The sequence below is a fragment of the Cellulomonas sp. PSBB021 genome (genome assembly GCF_002240455.1).
Taxonomy (GTDB): domain Bacteria; phylum Actinomycetota; class Actinomycetes; order Actinomycetales; family Cellulomonadaceae; genus Cellulomonas; species Cellulomonas uda.
The window spans coordinates 916,936-933,604 of sequence record NZ_CP021430.1 but is presented as its reverse complement, the minus strand read 5'-3'; the positions used below and the strand labels follow the sequence as shown (position 1 = coordinate 933,604).

General features: G+C 75.2%; 13 protein-coding genes and 1 pseudogene. 3 read left to right on the top strand and 11 right to left on the bottom strand.

Annotated elements, in window-relative coordinates; translation table 11 throughout:
• Window positions 1-6: 6 nt before the first annotated feature.
• From hisF to CBP52_RS04160, 6 genes are all read right to left on the bottom strand, one after another.
• Complete coding sequence (hisF, locus tag CBP52_RS04185) at window positions 7-777, bottom strand: imidazole glycerol phosphate synthase subunit HisF (protein ID WP_094179946.1); 771 nt, start codon at window positions 775-777, stop codon at window positions 7-9.
• Entirely contained in the window at window positions 774-1,652 is an 879-nt protein-coding gene (locus tag CBP52_RS04180; RefSeq protein WP_094179945.1) for an FKBP-type peptidyl-prolyl cis-trans isomerase, read from the bottom strand. Before CBP52_RS04180 ends, hisF begins: the two co-directional genes overlap by 4 nt.
• A gap of 153 nt (window positions 1,653-1,805) precedes the next feature.
• Window positions 1,806-3,167 (bottom strand): Pup--protein ligase, encoded by a 1,362-nt coding sequence (gene pafA, locus CBP52_RS04175; protein WP_094179944.1) that lies wholly within the window; start codon window positions 3,165-3,167, stop codon window positions 1,806-1,808.
• Window positions 3,167-3,865 carry a proteasome subunit alpha gene (gene prcA / locus CBP52_RS04170; protein ID WP_094179943.1) on the bottom strand — a complete coding sequence of 233 codons (699 nt, stop codon included), beginning with the start codon at window positions 3,863-3,865 and terminating at the stop codon, window positions 3,167-3,169. The genes pafA and prcA overlap by 1 nt, the downstream gene beginning before the upstream one ends.
• A complete protein-coding gene (gene prcB / locus CBP52_RS04165; RefSeq protein ID WP_094179942.1) occupies window positions 3,862-4,704 on the bottom strand; it encodes a proteasome subunit beta in 843 nt (280 codons plus the stop codon). Before prcB ends, prcA begins: the two co-directional genes overlap by 4 nt.
• Window positions 4,705-4,710: 6 nt before the next feature.
• Window positions 4,711-4,902, bottom strand: coding sequence for a ubiquitin-like protein Pup (locus tag CBP52_RS04160; RefSeq protein ID WP_094179941.1), 192 nt, complete (start codon window positions 4,900-4,902; stop codon window positions 4,711-4,713).
• A 125-nt stretch (window positions 4,903-5,027) separates the two neighbouring features.
• Between CBP52_RS04160 and CBP52_RS04155 the strand changes: the two genes are divergently transcribed.
• The gene (locus CBP52_RS04155) at window positions 5,028-8,666 is read left to right on the top strand and encodes an SCO7613 C-terminal domain-containing membrane protein (protein WP_157732494.1); all 3,639 of its coding nucleotides are present in this window, start codon (window positions 5,028-5,030) and stop codon (window positions 8,664-8,666) included.
• Between the two features lie 80 nt (window positions 8,667-8,746).
• On the opposite strand, the gene dop is transcribed toward CBP52_RS04155, so the two are convergent.
• The 4 genes and pseudogenes from dop to CBP52_RS04135 all read right to left on the bottom strand — a co-directional run bounded on the left by dop (window position 8,747) and on the right by CBP52_RS04135 (window position 14,430).
• Window positions 8,747-10,354, bottom strand: a complete 1,608-nt coding sequence (gene dop, locus CBP52_RS04150) for a depupylase/deamidase Dop (protein ID WP_094182138.1) — start codon at window positions 10,352-10,354, stop codon at window positions 8,747-8,749.
• 89 nt (window positions 10,355-10,443) lie between these two features.
• A pseudogene (arc, locus tag CBP52_RS04145) lies at window positions 10,444-12,077 on the bottom strand (proteasome ATPase).
• Between the two features lie 139 nt (window positions 12,078-12,216).
• Window positions 12,217-13,248 carry a tRNA (adenine-N1)-methyltransferase gene (locus CBP52_RS04140; RefSeq protein ID WP_141319125.1) on the bottom strand — a complete coding sequence of 344 codons (1,032 nt, stop codon included), beginning with the start codon at window positions 13,246-13,248 and terminating at the stop codon, window positions 12,217-12,219.
• Between the two features lie 45 nt (window positions 13,249-13,293).
• The gene (locus CBP52_RS04135) at window positions 13,294-14,430 is read right to left on the bottom strand and encodes a site-2 protease family protein (protein WP_094179938.1); all 1,137 of its coding nucleotides are present in this window, start codon (window positions 14,428-14,430) and stop codon (window positions 13,294-13,296) included.
• Window positions 14,431-14,511: 81 nt separating this feature from the next.
• On the opposite strand from CBP52_RS04135, the gene CBP52_RS04130 reads away from it, so the two are divergent.
• Window positions 14,512-15,444, top strand: a complete 933-nt coding sequence (locus CBP52_RS04130; protein WP_094179937.1) for a PD-(D/E)XK nuclease family protein — start codon at window positions 14,512-14,514, stop codon at window positions 15,442-15,444.
• A 24-nt stretch (window positions 15,445-15,468) separates the two neighbouring features.
• On the opposite strand, the gene CBP52_RS04125 is transcribed toward CBP52_RS04130, so the two are convergent.
• Complete coding sequence (locus CBP52_RS04125) at window positions 15,469-16,191, bottom strand: HAD family phosphatase (protein ID WP_232514650.1); 723 nt, start codon at window positions 16,189-16,191, stop codon at window positions 15,469-15,471.
• 155 nt (window positions 16,192-16,346) lie between these two features.
• On the opposite strand from CBP52_RS04125, the gene CBP52_RS04120 reads away from it, so the two are divergent.
• Complete coding sequence (locus tag CBP52_RS04120; RefSeq protein ID WP_094179936.1) at window positions 16,347-16,631, top strand: hypothetical protein; 285 nt, start codon at window positions 16,347-16,349, stop codon at window positions 16,629-16,631.
• Window positions 16,632-16,669: the final 38 nt, after the last annotated feature.

Here is a 16,669-nt window from a genome sequence, read left to right as displayed (position 1 = left end):
GACGCGTCAGCGGACGGTGATGCCCGCCTCGCGCAGCGCCTGCTTCACGTCACCGACCGTGAGCGTGCCGAAGTGGAACACGCTCGCGGCGAGCACCGCGTCGGCACCCGCCCGCGCGGCCTCGACGAAGTGCTGCGGCGTGCCCGCCCCGCCGCTCGCGATGAGCGGCACCCGGACCTGGGCCCGCACGTCACGCAGCATCTCGAGGTCGAAGCCCGACGTGGTGCCGTCGGCGTCCATCGAGTTGAGCAGGATCTCCCCCGCGCCCAGCTCCGCGGCGCGCGCGGCCCACGCGACCGCGTCGATCCCGGTGCCGCGCCGGCCGCCGTGCGTGGTGACCTCGTACCCCGAGTCCGTACGCACGTCACCGGTCACCCGCCGCGCGTCGACCGACAGCACGAGCACCTGCGAGCCGAACCGGTCGGCGATCTCGCCGATGAGCTCGGGGCGGGCGATCGCCGCGGTGTTCACCCCGACCTTGTCCGCGCCCGCGCGCAGCAGCCGGTCCACGTCGTCGGCCGAGCGCACGCCCCCGCCCACGGTCAGCGGGACGAACACCTCCTCGGCCGTCCTGCGCACCACGTCGTACGTCGTCTCGCGGTTGCCCGACGAGGCGGACACGTCCAGGAACGTCAGCTCGTCGGCACCCTCCGCGTCGTACCGGTGCGCGAGCTCGACCGGGTCACCCGCGTCGCGCAGGTTCTCGAAGTTCACGCCCTTGACGACGCGGCCGGCGTCGACGTCGAGGCACGGGATGACGCGCAGGGCGAGGCTCACGGGGCGGTCCCTCCGGGGGTGCGGGCGTTGAGGATGTCCACGACGAACACGACGGTCTGACCCGAGAGCTCCTCGCTCTGGGTCACACCGAGCGCGTACGACGGCGGCACGATGAGCATGACGCGGCTGCCGACCGGCTGGTCGACGAGGCCCTCCTGCCACGCCGGCACGTCCTGCAGCGAGAACGACAGGGGCAGGCCGCCCGACGACCACGTCGAGTCGAACTCCTCGCCCGTCGTCCACGCCCAGCCGGTGAACTGCACGGTCACCGTGTCGCTCGCGACCACCTGGCGACCGGTGCCCCGCAGCACGGGCTGCACGCGCAGGGTCGCCGGCGGCTTGGACTCCACGGGCGTGAACGTCGGCGCGCCGCTCTTCGTCTCGCCCACCGCCGGGAACCCCTCGAGCGGCTCGACCGCGCTGCCCTCCGCGCGGGTCGGCAGCACGTCGACGACCGTCGCGGTCGGGTACTCGTCACCGCGCTCCGACGCGGGCGCGACCTGCAACAGCCGCGCCCCGACGCGTTGACCGCTGAGCGTCTCGTACAGGTCCGCGCCCAGGTCGGCGCGCGTGAGGACCTGCGAGCGGGGGCTGCCCGAGAAGCTGTCGCGCACGAGCGTCGCGTCCGAGGCGTTCTCGAGCCAGTAGTCGATGAGGATGGGGTCGCCGTCGACGAGCGCGGGTCCGGTCCCCTGCCACACGGTCTCGCGGTACGTGTCGGTGACCTGCAGCGGTGCGACGTACGTCAGCGTGGGCGCGACACCCGCGTCACCCGTGACGACGACGTCCGGCGGGACCTGCTCGGGGTCCGAGCACCCGGCCAGGGCGAGCGTCGCCACGCACGCGGCGGCCAGTGCGCCTCGCAGTCCTCGCACCTGCCGTCGTCCTCTCGTCGTCGCCCGTCCCCTGCAGTGCCCAGCAGCCCCTGCCGCCCCTGCTGCCACCGCGTTGCGCCCGCGGCTCACCCGGCGGTGGCCGGCCGACACTCTACGGCGTCCACCCTGCGGGCCAGACCAGCGCGCGGCACGTCACATCGACTCGATGAGCCTCTCGACGCGCTCGTCGACGTTGCGGAACGGGTCCTTGCACAGCACGGTGCGCTGCGCCTGGTCGTTGAGCTTGAGGTGCACCCAGTCGACCGTGTAGTCACGACGCGCCTCCTGCGCGGCACGCACGAAGTCGCCGCGCAGCTTGGCGCGCGTCGTCTGCGGCGGGACGCTCGTCGCCTCGAACACCTCGAGGTCGGTCGTCAGCCGCTCGACGAGCCCCTTGGCCGCCAGCAGGTTGTACAGACCCTCGGTGCGCGAGATGTCGTGGTAGGCCAGGTCGAGCCGTTGCACCCGCACGTCCGACAGCGGCAGGTCGTGCTTCGCCCGGTAGCGCTCGATCAGCCGGTACTTGATCACCCAGTCGAGCTCGCGCTCGACGAGCGACAGGTCGCCCGTGCGCAGCGCGTGCAGCCCGCGACCCCACAGCTCGAGGACCTGCTTGTCCTGCGGCGACCCGCCGCCGCGCTGCGCGACGAAGTCGCTGACGCGCGCCAGGTACTCCTCCTGCAGGTCGAGCGCGGTGACCGTGCGCCCGTTCGCGAGCGTGACCGGTGCGGCGCCCGTCATGTCGTGGCTGATCTCGCGGATCGCGCGGATCGGGTTCTCGAGCGACAGGTCACGGATCGGGATGCCGGCCTCGATGAGGCGCAGGACGAGGTCGGTCGCACCGACCTTGAGCATCGTCGTGGACTCCGACATCGAGGAGTCGCCGACGATCACGTGCAGGCGCCGGAAGTGCTCGGCGTCCGCGTGCGGCTCGTCGCGCGTGTTGATGATGGGGCGCGAACGCGTGGTCGCGCTCGAGACGGCCTCCCAGATGTGGTCGGCGCGCTGCGACAGGCAGTACACCGCGCCGCGCGGGGTCGCGAGGACCTTGCCCGCGCCCGTCAGCACCTGGCGTGTGATGAGGAACGGGACCAGCACGTCCGACAGCCGCGCGAAGTCGCCCTGCCGACGAACGAGGTAGTTCTCGTGGCAGCCGTAGGAGTTGCCGGCCGAGTCGGTGTTGTTCTTGAACAGGTGGATGGTGCCCGGCAGCCCCTCGTGCTCGAGCCGCTGCTGCGCGTCCGCGACGAGCCCCTCGAGGATGCGCTCACCCGCACGGTCGTGCGTGACGAGCTGGCGCACGTCGTCGCACTCCGCGGTCGCGTACTCGGGGTGCGAGCCCACGTCCAGGTACAGCCGCGACCCGTTGCGCAGGAACACGTTCGACGAGCGTCCCCACGCCACGACCTTGCGGAACAGGTACCGCGCGACCTCGTCGGCCGACAGCCCCCGCCCGTCCGTCGCGGCGCACGTGACGCCGTACTCCGTCTCGAGGCCGAAGATCCGCTTGTCCATCAGCCCTCCAGCAGGTCCTCCAGCAGCGGCCCCGCCAGGCGGCGGAACGCGCGGCGCGGACGGGTCCGGTCCAGCACGGCGACCTCGAGCTGTGCCGCGGGGATCGCGCGCTGCTCGCCGCCGTCGTCGGCCGGCGAGCCCAGCGCACGCACCGCGAGCTGCAGCACCTGCGGCAGCGTCATCCCCGGCCGCCACGCGTCGCCCACGAGCGTGCCCAGCCGCTCGGCCTGCCCACCCATGACCACCCAGCCGTGCTCGTCGGCGACCGAGCCGTCGTACGTCAGGCGGTAGATCTGGTCGCCCTCCGCGGTGCGGCCCACCTCGGCGACGACGAGCTCGACCTCGAGCGGCTTCGACTCGGTGGTGAACACCGTGCCGAGCGTCTGGGTGTACGCGTTGGCGAGCGCGCGGGCCGTGACGTCCTCGCGGTCGTAGGAGTACCCGCGCAGGTCGGCGTACCGCACACCCGCGACGCGCAGGTTCTCGAACTCGTTGTACTTGCCGACCGCCGCGAACGCGATGCGGTCGTAGATCTCCGAGACCTTGTGCAGCGCGCGTGACGCGTTCTCGGTCGCGAACGCGATGCCCTCGTCGTACTGGACCACGACGACGCTGCGCCCGCGCGCGATGCCCTTGCGCGCGTAGTCCGCGCGGTCCTTCATGAGCTGCTCGGGCGAGACGTAGAACGGCATGCTCACGCGCGCTCACCCCCTCGTGCGTGCAGTGCGCGGCGTTCCGCGACGACGGCCTCGGCGACCTGCTCGAGCTCGGCGTCCGGCACCCGCAGGTAGCCGGACTCGGTCACGGTCGCGACGACCGGCCAGATGCGGCGGGTCGTGTCCGGACCGCCGGTCGCGGAGTCGTCGTCCGCGGCGTCGACGAGCGCCTCGACCGCGACGCGCACCGCCTCGGCCGGCGCCAGCCCGGGCCGCCACAGCTTCTTCAACGAGCCGCGCGCGAACACCGAGCCCGACCCGACCGCGTGGTGGTCGTGCTCCTCGTACCGGCCGCCCGTCACGTCGTACGAGAAGATCCGGCCGATGCCGCGCTCGAGGTCGAACCCGCCGAACAGCGGCACGACGGCCAGGCCCTGCAGCGCCAGGCCCAGGTTGCCGCGGATCATCGTCGACAGCCGGTTCGCCTTGCCGTCGAGGGACAGGAGGCTGCCCTCGATCTTCTCGTAGTGCTCGAGCTCGAGCTGGAACAGCCGGACGAGCTCGACCGCGAGGCCCGCGGTCCCGGCGATGCCGACCGCCGAGTACTCGTCGGCCGGGAACACCTTCTCGATCTCGCGGCTCGCGATCATCGAGCCCATCGTCGCGCGACGGTCGCCCGCCATCACGATGCCGCCCGAGCACACGACCGACACGATCGTCGTGCCGTGCGGCGCGTGGACCTGCTCGGCCCCGACGAGCGGACGGTTGCCGGGCAGGAGCGAGGGTGCGTGAGCCGCGAGGAAGTCGACGAACGACGACGAGCCCGGGGTCATGAACGCGGCCGGGAGCCGGCCCGACGCGAGCGGGTCAGGGTGCGTCATGGGCGTTCACTGACCACCCTTCTGGACGAAGCCCCGCACGAACTGCTCCGCGTTCTGCTCGAGCACGTCGTCGATCTCGTCGAGCAGCGCGTCGACCTCGGCGTCCCGGCCCTGCGCGGCGGGTGCGACCGGCTCGGGCGCGTCGTCGACCGGCTCGTCGTCGTCCCGGCGCGGGTTGATCCGCTCCTGACCTGCCATGAGGACCTCCTCGGCGTCGCTTGGTGCTCCTGCGCCCACCCTAGGCCCAAGCCGGAGGCGACTGCCCCGGGTGACGCGTGCGCGAGACGCGCCCGGCGCCGACGACTGCTGTCATGATGCCCGCCATGACCCAGCCGCCCGTGCCCCGACCGCGTGCCGACGTGCTCGCGCAGGCTCGCCACCTGCTGCTCGACCCGTCCCGCTGCCCCGGGTGCGGGAGCGGGCTCGCGGGAGCCCGATGCCCGGGGTGCGGTCTCGACCTGGCGGGCGCGGCCGGCGCCACCGTGTGGGAGGCGTCCCGAGCGGCCGCCGCGGCGCTCGCCCATCAGCGCACCGTGGTCGACGGCGTGCGGCGCGCCGGCGCGGTGCCCACCGGCGCCGCGGTCGAGGCGCGCGTCCACGGCCCGGTGCCGAGCCCGGGCGAGCCGTACCGCGTCCCGGACGGCCCCCGCACGGTCGCCCCTCCGCCGCCCCCTGCCGCTCGACCCGCGCCGCCCGCCCACCCGCCGCGGCCGACGCGCGCCGCATGGCCCGTGCAGACCGTGCTGGTCACGCTCGGTGCGGCGCTGCTCGCGGTCGCGAGCCTCGTGTTCCTCGTGTTCACCTGGGACCTGCTGACCCTCGCAGCACGTGCGGGCGTCGTCGCGCTCGGCACCGCGGGCGTCCTGACCCTCGCGGTCGTGCTGCGCCGACGCGGGCTGCGGGTCTCGGCCGAGGCGGTCGGCGCCCTCGGTTCGGCGCTGCTCACGCTCGACGTGTGGGCGGTGTGGGCCACGGGACTGCTCGGTACGGCTCCCGGGTGGCTCGTCGGCGGGCTCGGGCTGCTCGCGTGCGGCGCCGTTCTCGCGCTCTACGGCGCGCGCGCCGACCTGCGCAGCGCGACCGTCGCCGCGGCGCTCCTCGTGCCGGCCGCTCCCCTGCCGCTCGCCGCGGCCTCCCGCACGGCCGCGGGGGCGCTCGGCGCGCTGCTGCTGGCGTTCGCGCTCACGTCCGCGCGACACCTGCCGACGGTCCGGGCGCGGGTCGCCGAGCGTCGCGTGCTCTCGGGCGCCGCCGTCGCGCTCGCCTCGCTGCTCGCCGTCGTCCAGCTGGTCGCGCTGCGGTCCGCCGCGCACGGCGGTGGCGCCGCGGGTGGCGCGCTGGTCAGCGCGCTCGTGCTCGCGTGCCTCGTCGCGCTCGCCGCGCAGGCCGTCCTGACCCGCGGCACCCCGGCACGTGCCTGGGCCGGCGCGTCGGGCGCGCTCGCGGCGCTCTCGGCCGCGGTCGCCGTCCCCGCGGTCTCGGGGTCGGTGGTCGTGTGGTCGGCACCGGCCGCTGCGGCCGTCGGCGTCGTGGCCGTCCTGGCGGTGGCCGTGCTGCGGGCGGACGTCCTGCCGTCGGCCGTGCGGGCACCTGCCGAGCAACCCGCGCCCGGTACCGGCGCCACGGCGGCCCGGGTCGTCCCGACGGCGACCGTCGCCGCGGTCGCGGCCGCGGTGACCGCGGGTGTGCTGGCCGTGCCGGAGTGCGGCGTGCTCGCGGTCGCGGCCACGGCGGCCGTGCTCGACCCCACGCGGTTCACCGACGGCTCCGTCGCGTCCGCCGCGGTGACGATGCTGAGCACGGTGCTGCTCGCCGCCGCGCTCGGCGTGCGGATCGCACGCCCGCTGCGGCACGTCGCGGCCGCACTGACGTGCGTGGCGGCGCTCGAGGGTGTCGCGCTGCTCGCCGACGACGTCCAGAGCGCGGTCGGTGGGTTCGTCGCCCTCGCTCTCGTCGCGCTCGTCGTCCCGCTGCCGCGCCCCTGGCGCACCCACACCCGCACGCTCGCCGTGGTCGCGGCGTCCGCGGCGCTCGTCGCGGCGCTGCCCGGTGCCGCGGGTGCGGGGACGTCCGGCGAGCGCGACGCCGGGCTGGCCGCGCTCCTCGTCGCCCTGCTCAGCTCGGCGGTCGTCGTCACCGTGGTCGCGCGGGCCGGCGGGCGCGTCGTACGCGCCGCGGTCTCGTGCGTCACGGCCCTGCTCGCGACGGGAGCCGCCGCGACGGCCCTGCGACTCGGCGGGGCCGACGCTCGCGACGCGGCGCTCGTCGCGGCGACCCTCCTGGGCGTGGTCGTCGTGACCCTCGTGCTGCTGCGTGCCGTCCCGCGCCCCCACCGCGCGGCGCTGCTCCCCGTCGCCGCGACCGTCCAGGGACTCACCTGGCTCGCCGCGTTCGCGTCGTGGCCCGACGAGGGCGCGCGCGCCCCGTTCGTCGTCCTGCCCGCGGTCGCCGCGGTGCAGGCGCTCGCCCTCGCCGCGCTGGGCCGCGGCCGCGTCGGCGCGCTGCCCCGGGTCGCCGCCGCGACGCTCGTCCTGCCCGCCGCGTCCGCCGCGGTGGTCGCCGCCCACCTCGCCGCAGGCACGCCCGGCCGCGGCACGACCTCGCTCGTCGTGTGCGTGCTCGCGTGCGCCGGGGCGCTCGTCGCGCGGGCGCTGGACGGTGGGCGGATCGGCTTCCGGCTGGCGGTCGAGGTCAGCGGCGCGGTGGTCGCGGCGCTCGCGCTGCTCTCGGCACCGACCCGGGGCGTCGTCACGCTCGAGCTCGCGCTCCTCGCCGCGACGGCCGGTGTCGTCGCCCTCGCACCCGACCGGCGTCCGCTGCGGTGGTGGGCGCTGGGACTGGCCGTGGTCGCGTCCTGGACCGGACTCGTGGCGCGCGAGGTCGGCGTCCCCGAGGCCTACGCCGCGCCGCTGGGCCTCGTGCTCGTCGGCGTGGGAGCCCGCCGGCTGCGTCGCGTGCAGCGGCACACGCCGACGCGTCCCGGCGAGGACACGCGCTCGGGCGCCGCGCTCCTCGCCGCCGGCGTCCTGCTGGTCGGGCTGCCGCCCGCGCTCGTGCCGGACCCCGTGGTCGTGGGGTCCGTGCGCCTGGACCGCACCGCGTGGCTGACGCTCGCGCTCGCGGGGGTCGCCGCGCTCGCGTGCCACCTCGCGCGCGGCGCCACGGGTGCACGCACCGCGGCGCGCACGCTCGCGGGCTGCGTCGCGCTGCTCGTCGTGCTCGGGCCCGTGCGGCGCGCCGCCACGGCGCTCGCCGAGGGCGGGGGCGCGGAGGTCTGGGGCCTGGGCGCGGCGCTCGCGCTCGGCCTCGCGGCGTTCGCGGGGCACCGCGCGGGCGCACCGCGTCCCGCCGTGCTCGCCGGTGCGTGGGCCACCGTCCTCGTCGCGACCTGGCCGAGCCTGGTCGTCGCCGCCACGGCCCTGGCCGACGCCGTGACGCCGGTCGCGGTCCTGCGCCTGGTGGTGGTCGCGGCGCTCGGCACCGCGCTCGCGCTCGTCGGCGTCCGCCGGGGACGTGCCGTCGCGACCGCGCAGGGACTCACGCTGCTCGGGCTCGCCACTCTCGCCGGCGTGGCCGGCGCGGGGCCGCTGCCCGTCGACGGCGTCCTCGCGGTCGGGGGGCTGCTCGCGGGCTGCGTCGGCGGCACGTGGCTCGCGCACGACGAGCGAGCGCGGTCCTGGCCCGCGCTCGGCGGCCCGTGCGCGCTCGTCCTGGCGCCCGCGCTCGTCGGTCTGCAGGTGGCCCCCGCCCCGTGGCGGTGGGGTGTCGTCGTCCTCGGCGGGGTCGCGGCCGTGCTGCTCGGCGCGAGCCGGCGGCTGCAGGCGCCCCTCGTGGTCGGCGGCGTCGTGCTCGCGGCCGAGGTCGCGCTGCAGCTCGTCGCCGCGGGTGCGTCCGTCGTGTCGCACGTCGGCTGGTGGCCGCTGCTGTTCGTCGGGGCGTCGCGCTCACGGTCGTGGGCGTGACGTACGAGCGACGGCTGCGCGACGCGCGCGAGGCGACCCGCTACGTGGCTCGCCTGCGCTGACCGACCGCGACGCGGCGCTCAGGCGCCGAGGGCCGCCAGCAGCGACGCCGCGTCCGGGCTCGCGTCGAGCAGCGCGCCCACGTGCGCCTGAGTGCCGCGCAGCGGGTCGCGCATCGGGACCCGCTGGAGCGTCGGCGCACCCGGCACGTCGAACACGACGGAGTCCCAGGACGCGGCCGAGACCTGGTCGCCGTACCGCGCGACCGCCTCGCCTCGGAAGAACGCGCGCGTGTCCGTCGGGGCGTGCGCGACCGCACGCTCGACCTCCTGCGGCGTCACCAGCACCTCGACCGCGCCCGCCGCGCGCAACCGGTGGTACAGCCCGCGCTCGGGGCGCACGTCCGACCACTGCAGGTCGACCGCGGCGAGCCGGGGGTGGTCCCAGGGCAGGTCCTCGCGCCGGCGCATGCCCTCGAGCAGCCTCACCTTGGCCAGCCACTCGACCTCGCGCGCGCACGACGACGGGTCCGTCCCGAGCCGGTCGAGCAGCGACTCCCAGCGCGTGAGCACGTCACGCGTGTCGTCGTCGAGCGGTGCGCCCACGTGGTCGAGCGCCGTGCGCACCGCACCGAGGTACTCGCGCTGCACCTCGAGCGCGGTGAGCCGGCGTCCGTCCGCGAGCTCGACGCGCGCGGTCAGCGTCGTGTCGTGGCTGACCTGGTGCACCGCCGCGACCGGGTCCCGCAGCGCCAGCCGGTCGACCGCCGCGAGCGCCCCGCCCGCGCCGCCCTCGGCGACCGCGCGCTCGACCAGCCACAGCACCAGCGACGTCGTGCCCAGCCGCACGTACGTCGCGGCCTCGAGCATCGTCGCGTCCCCGACGATCACGTGCAGGCGGCGCCAACGCGTCGGGTCCGCGTGCGGCTCGTCGCGCGTGTTGACGATCGGGCGGCGCAGCGTCGTCTCCAGGCCGATCTCGGCCTCGACGTAGTCCGCGCGCTGCGACAGCTGGAAGCCCGCGCGCTCGCCCCGCTGCCCGATGCCGACGCGGCCCGCCCCGGTGAACACCTGCCGGGTCACGAAGAACGGGATGAGACGCGCCGCGAGGTCCACGAACGGCACCGCGCGGTCGACGAGGTAGTTCTCGTGCGTGCCGTACGTCGCGCCCTTGCCGTCGACGTTGTTCTTGTACAGCGCGACGTCGGGCAGCGCCGGGACCGACGCGAGCGCGCGCACCGACGCGAGCATGACCTGCTCACCCGCGCGGTCCCACACGACCGCGTCGCGCGGGTTGGTGACCTCGGGCGAGGAGTACTCGGGGTGCGCGTGGTCGACGTACAGGCGGGCGCCGTTCGAGAGGATGACGTTCGCCGCGCCCGGGTCCTCGTACTCCTCGACCTCGGGCCGTTCGAGCTCCTGGGGCCCGTCCCCCGACGGCGCCGGACGCGCCGGGTCGTCCGTGAGCAGCGAGGGGTGCGCCGCGGCGCGCTGCAGGTGGAACCCGCGCGCGTCCATGAGCGGGTCCTCGTCGTCGTAGTCCCAGCGCGCCTTGGTGCGGCCGGCCCCGCGCGCCGCGGCGTGCACCGCGACGACGTGGCTCGACAGGAGCATCGGGTTGGCCATGGGCTTGCCCGGCTGCAGCACGCCGTACTCGGTCTCGATCCCCATCACGCGGCGCACGGTCACGCCGCCCACCCTAGGACGGCGCGCGCCGGCCGGACGACCTGGTCCGCGGACCGGGCCGCCCGGCCGGGCGCCGTGCGAGACCCGCTCGCCTAGAGGTACTGCCCCGTGCTGGTGACCGTCTCGATCGTGCGCGAGCCGTCCGTGCCCTTCTTGCCCTGCACGATCGTCCGGATGAAGACGATGCGCTCGCCCTTCTTGCCGGAGATGCGCGCCCAGTCGTCGGGGTTCGTCGTGTTCGGCAGGTCCTCGTTCTCCTTGAACTCGTCGACGCACGCCGCCAGGAGGTGCTCGACCCGGATCCCCCGCTGGCCCGTCGCGAGCAGGTCCTTGATCGCCTGCTTCTTGGCGCGGTCCACGACGTTCTGGATCATCGCGCCCGAGTTGAAGTCCTTGAAGTACAGGACCTCCTTGTCGCCCGAGGCGTACGTGACCTCGAGGAACCGGTTCTCGTCGGACTCGGAGTACATGCGCTCGACGACGCGCGCGACCATCGCCTCGACCGCGGCCGCCTTGGAGTCGCCGTGCTCGGCCAGGTCCTCGGGGTGGATCGGCAGGTCGGGCGTCAGGTACTTGGAGAAGATCTCCTTGGCGCCCTCCGCGTCCGGCCGCTCGATCTTGATCTTCACGTCCAGGCGGCCCGGCCGCAGGATCGCGGGGTCGATCATGTCCTCGCGGTTCGAGGCGCCGATGACGATGACGTTCTCGAGCCGCTCGACGCCGTCGATCTCGGCGAGCAGCTGCGGCACGATCGTCGTCTCCACGTCGGACGACACACCCGTGCCGCGCGTGCGGAACAGCGACTCCATCTCGTCGAAGAACACGACGACCGGGTGCCCCTGCGACGCCTTCTCGCGGGCGCGGGCGAAGATCAGGCGGATGTGCCGCTCCGTCTCGCCGACGTACTTGTTCAGCAGCTCGGGACCCTTGACGTTGAGGAAGTAGCTCTTCGCCTCCTGCCCCTCCTCGCCGCGAGCCCGCGCCGCCGTCGCGGCCAGCGAGTGCGCGACGGCCTTCGCGATGAGCGTCTTGCCGCACCCCGGGGGGCCGTACAGCAGCACGCCCTTCGGCGGACGCAGGCCGTGCTCGCGGAACAGCTCGGGTGCAGGAACGGCAGCTCCACGGCGTCCTTGATCGCCTCGATCTGCGGCCCGAGCCCTCCGATGTCCTCGTACTCGATGTCCGGGACCTCCTCGAGGACGAGCTCCTCGACCTCGGCCCGCGGGATCACCTCGAACACGAACCCGCTGCGCGAGTCGATCGTCAGCGCGTCGCCCACGCGCACGCCCGCGTCGGACACCTGCCCGGCGAAGCGCACCACGCGCTCCTCGTCACCACGCCCCACGACGAGCGCGCGGCCCTGGCCGAGCAGCTCCTTGACCGTGACGATCTCGCCCACGTTCTCGTACCCGCCCGCCTCGACGACGGTGAGCGCCTCGTTGAGCATGACCTCCTGGCCGGGCCGCAGCCGCGTGAGGTCGACCGCGGGGCTCGCGCCCACGTGCATCTTGCGCCCGGCGGAGATCACGTCGACCGAGCCGTCCCGGCGGGCGCCGAGGAACACGGCGTACGTGCCCGGGGGCTTGGCGAGGTCGTCCACCTGACGCTTGAGCTCGACGATCTGCTCGCGCGCGGCCAGAAGGGCGTCCGAGAGACGCTCGTTCTTGGCCGCCAGCAGCGCGAGCTCGCGCTGCAGGTCTCGTCCCGTCGGTGCCGGTTCGGTCATGTCGGCCTCCTCGCGTCGTGCCTCGGCTGGCGTACCTGCCGTGGGGTCGCCACCCTAACCACCAGTCTGTGCCCGTGGCAGGCCGAATGCGGCCGTGTCCGCATCCCGTGACGTAACCGACACCGAGCGGGACGCGCCGTCAGGGGCGCGGGCGCTCGGGGTGCGCGTCGCGCTGGGCGCGCCGCACCTTCTTCGCCGAGGTCTCCCGCTCGCCGAGCGCGTCGGGCGTCCAGAGCGCGGGGTCCTCGACGGGCGCACCGTCCTCCGCGACCGGGTAGGAGCCCTTGGCCGGGCGGCGCTTGCGCAGCGGCGCGTCCACACCGTCGGCGAGCCGGCGCGTCGTGAGCAGGAACCCGGTGTGCCCGATCATGCGGTGCTCGGGACGCACCGCGAGGCCCTCGAGGTGCCACCCGCGCACCATCGACTCCCACGCCGACGGCTCGGTGTAGCGCCCGTCGGCGCGCACGTCCTCCGCGAGCCGCGACAGCTGCGTCGTCGTCGCGACGTAGCAGACGAGCACGCCACCGGGTGCGAGCGCGTCCGCGACGGCCGCCAGGTTCTCCCACGGGGCGAGCATGTCGAGCACGACACGGTCGACGCTGCCGGGCTCCGCGACCTGCGGCAGGACGTCCGCGAGGTCCCCGATGGACAGCTGCCAGGCGGGGTGCGGCCCGCCGAAGAACCCTTCGACGTTGCCGCGCGCGATGTCCGCGAAGTCCTCGCGGCGCTCGATCGAGTGCAGCGAGCCGCCGTCCCCGACGGCGCGCAGCAGCGACATCGTCAGGGCGCCCGAGCCGACGCCGGCCTCGACGACCGTCGCACCCGGGTAGATGTCCGCCATCGTGACGATCTGCCCCGCGTCCTTGGGGTAGACCACCGCGGCGCCACGCGGCATCGAGAGCACGTGGTCCGCGAGCAGCGGGCGCAGGGCGAGGTACTCGACCCCGCCGCTGCTCACGACGACCGAGCCCTCGGGGCTGCCGATCAGCTCGTCGTGCCGGAAGTAGCCCTTGTGGGTGTGGAACGTCGCGTCCGGCGCGAGCGTGATGGTGTGCAGCCGGCCGCGCGGGTCGGTGAGCTGCACGCGGTCGCCGGTGCGGAACGGCCCGCGGCGCAGGTCGGCACCCGTCGGCCGAGGGGCGGGGGCGGAGGGCGCGGGGGTCGTGGTCACGGCGGTCGAGTCTAGGTGCGCGGGGTCGCGCAGCGGGACGTCACGTCACGCACGGATCGCGGCGACGACCTCGTTCGCGTGCAGCAGGCTGGTGACGCGGCCGTCGACGAGCGCGACGACGACGGGCGACAGCCGCGTGGCGCGCGCGAGGTCCCGCAGGAGCTCCTGCCCGACGAGCGTGCCGTCGACCGTCGCGCCGACGGGGAGCGGGACGCTCACCGCGGTCACCGGCGTCGTGCCCGCGGCCTGCGGCGGCACGCTCGCGGCCGCGGCGCGGTCCACGTACGCCGCGGGGCGGCCGTCGGGCGCGAGCACGACGACGTCGGTCACGCCGGCGGCCGCCGCCATCGAGCCCGCGTGCGCGAGCGAGTCGGCGTGGCCCACGGTCACGGCGCGGTGCCCGACGGACTCGACGGTCACACCGTCGACGTTGCGCTGGGCCCGCGCGCCACGGATCGCGCCCGACGCGCCCGCCCACAGGAACGCGCCGATGAGGACGGCCCACATGACGTCGAGCACGTCGCCCCCGCCGCCGCTCACGGGCACCCACAGGGCCCACACGACCACGCCCGCCGCGACGAGCCGGCCCACCCAGCCGGCCGCGACCGTCCCGGTGTACCGGCTGCCGGTCACGGCCCAGACGACCGCCTCGAGCACCCGGCCGCCGTCCAGCGGCAGCCCCGGCAGCAGGTTGAACAGGCCGACGAACCCGTTCGTCACCGCGCCCGACCACAGCAGCGCCCACACGACCGTGCCGCGCGGCGCGACGTCCAGCGCCAGCAGGACGCCGAACAGCGCTCCCAGGGCGAGGTTCACGGCGGGCCCGACGATCGCGACGAGCGCGTTGGTCGCGGGCGTCGGGGCGGCGCCGCCGAACGCGGTGTGCCCGCCCCAGAGCGTGAGGACGAACTCGTGCGGCTGCTGCCCCCGGGCGCGCGCCACGAGCCCGTGCGCGACCTCGTGCAGGAAGACGGAGACGAACAGCAGCACGACGAACGCGAGTGCGACGACCCAGACCGCGGACCCGTCGAGCCCCGTCAGGGCGCGGGCGGCGGGCACCGACAGCGCCGTCAGCACGGCGACCGCGAGCAGCCAGCTCGGCGCGAGGATCACGGGTGCGCCCGCGACGTGCCCGATGACCCAGCCCTGGGTGGTGCGACGAGGCGGTGCGGGGGTGCTCACCGCACCAGCCTAGGCGGACCGGGCGCGCGGTCCGCCCGCGCGTCGTGCGGCCCTGTCGGCGCCACGACCTAGCCTGGCCGGGTGACATCTGCTCCGTCCGCGCTCGCCCCGCCGTCGCTCGCCCCGTCCGCGCCCGCCCCGGCCGACGAGGCGCCCCCCGCGCGCCCCGCGACGCGACCGGGCCTGTCGCCGTCACGTGCGGGCGACTTCCTGCAGTGCCCGCTGCTGTTCCGGTTCCGTGTGGTCGACCGTCTGCCCGAGCCGCCCAGCAGCGCTGCCGCGCGCGGCACGCTCGTGCACGCGGTGCTGGAGAACCTCTTCGGCCTGCCCGCCGTGGACCGCACGCTGGAGGCCGCGCACGGGCTCCTGCCCGAGCAGTGGGCGCTGCTGCGTGAGCGCACACCCGAGGTGGCCGAGCTGTTCGCCGACGACGGTGCTCTCGCCGGCTGGCTCGAGTCCGCCCGTGCCCTGCTGGCGACGTACTTCACGCTCGAGGACCCGCGCCGGCTCGAGCCGACCGAGCGCGAGCTGTACGTGGTCACCGACCTCGAGGACGGACCGCAGCTGCGCGGCATCGTCGACCGGGTCGACGTCGCCCCCAACGGCTGGGTGCGCGTCGTCGACTACAAGACGGGGAAGTCGCCCCGCGCCGGGTACGAGAGCTCGGCGCTGTTCCAGATGCGGTTCTACGCGTACGTCCTGTGGCGCACACGCGGGGTGCTGCCCAAGCGTCTGCAGCTCGAGTACCTGGGCGACGGGACGATGCTGCAGCACGAGCCGACCGAGCCCGAGATGCTGACGTTCGAGGCCCGCATCCGTTCCATCTGGGCGGGCATCCAGGAAGCCGCCGCGGCGGACGACTGGCGCACGCGCCGCTCGCGGCTGTGCGACTGGTGCTCGTTCCGTGCGCACTGTCCCGAGTACGGCGGCACTCCCCCGCTGGTCGACCCGGACGCCGTCGAGCGCGCCACCGGCGTGCGGCCGCATGCGGTGGCCCCCGAGGTGGCCGGCTGACCCGCGTCGCGTCCGTCCCGGCGGTCAGCGGGTCGGCGGGACCTCCAGCACGGCACCCGCGGCCAGGTCGCGCAGCACGTCCAGCGTGAGGTCGCGCAGGGACCGGATGCGGCTCAGGCCGGGGCGGTCGGCGACGTGCTGCACGCCGTCGACCGCGAGGGTGTGCGCCCCGGAGGCGAGCGCGGACGCGATGCCCGAGCGCGAGTCCTCGACCGCGACGCACCGCTCGACGGGAACGCCGAGCGCGCGCGCCGCCGCGAGGTAGGGCTCCGGGTCCGGCTTGGGACGGGTCACGTCGTCACCCGCGACGACGACGTCGAACACGCCGGCCGCGACCGCGAACGGGTCCGCGAGCGGGCGGTAGGACGACGTGACGAGCGCGAGCGGGACGCCGGCGGCGCGCAGCGCCTGGAGTGCGTCGCGCGCGCCGGGCTGCCACGGGACCTGCCGCGCGACGCCGCGCGCCACGGACGCGGTCAGCTCGTCGACGATCGTCGGGACGGGCAGGTCCACGCCGCGCGCCCGTAGCACGCCCGCGGAGTGCACCATCGCGGAGCCGACGAGCTCGGTGGCGTCCTGCGCCGTCCACGGGACGCCGAACCGTGACGTGAGCTCGATCTCCGCGGCCATCCACAGCGGCTCGGTGTCGATGAGCGTGCCGTCCATGTCCCACAGCACGGCCGCCGGCAGCGGGCGCGACCCGGACGTGCTCGGGTCGGCGGGCGTGGTCGTGCGCGGCGTGGTCACGTCGTCTCCATGGGGGGCGCGGGCGCGAGCAGGTCGAACGGTCCGGGTGGCTCGCGGTCGTGGCCGACCCTATCCGCGTGTCGTGCCGGCGCGACGACGAGGTCCCTCGACGCGGGGCGTCGCGCGCGGTTCACTGGGCACGGAGGTGGGGTGCCATGACCCGACGGTCGGGAGCGGCGCTGGTCGCCGCCGTAGGGGTGCTGCTGCTGGTGGGTGCGTGCGCCGCGGGTGCCAACACCGGGCAGAGCCCGAGCGGGGCGAACTTCTGGTGGGGCCTGTGGCACGGGATGATCCTGCCGGTGACGTTCATCGTGTCGTTGTTCACCGACACGGTGTCGATCTACGAGGTCGACAACGACGGCAACTGGTACGACTTCGGGTTCATGCTCGGGATCGCGCTGTTCTCGGGACCCGTGATCGCCGGCAGCCGCCGGCGCTGACCTGGCGCTCGGTCGCACCCGCATCACCCTTCCGGCGG

What these genes read in the sequence shown, in the direction of transcription:
- pafA (WP_094179944.1), bottom strand. Translation starts at nt 3,167, where the DNA reads ATGGACAAGCGGATCTTCGGCCTCGAGACGGAGTACGGCGTCACGTGC.
- prcB (WP_094179942.1), bottom strand. Translation starts at nt 4,704, where the DNA reads ATGACGCACCCTGACCCGCTCGCGTCGGGCCGGCTCCCGGCCGCGTTC.
- CBP52_RS04160 (WP_094179941.1), bottom strand. Translation starts at nt 4,902, where the DNA reads ATGGCAGGTCAGGAGCGGATCAACCCGCGCCGGGACGACGACGAGCCG.
- CBP52_RS04155 (WP_157732494.1), top strand. Translation starts at nt 5,028, where the DNA reads ATGACCCAGCCGCCCGTGCCCCGACCGCGTGCCGACGTGCTCGCGCAG.
- CBP52_RS04120 (WP_094179936.1), top strand. Translation starts at nt 16,347, where the DNA reads ATGACCCGACGGTCGGGAGCGGCGCTGGTCGCCGCCGTAGGGGTGCTG.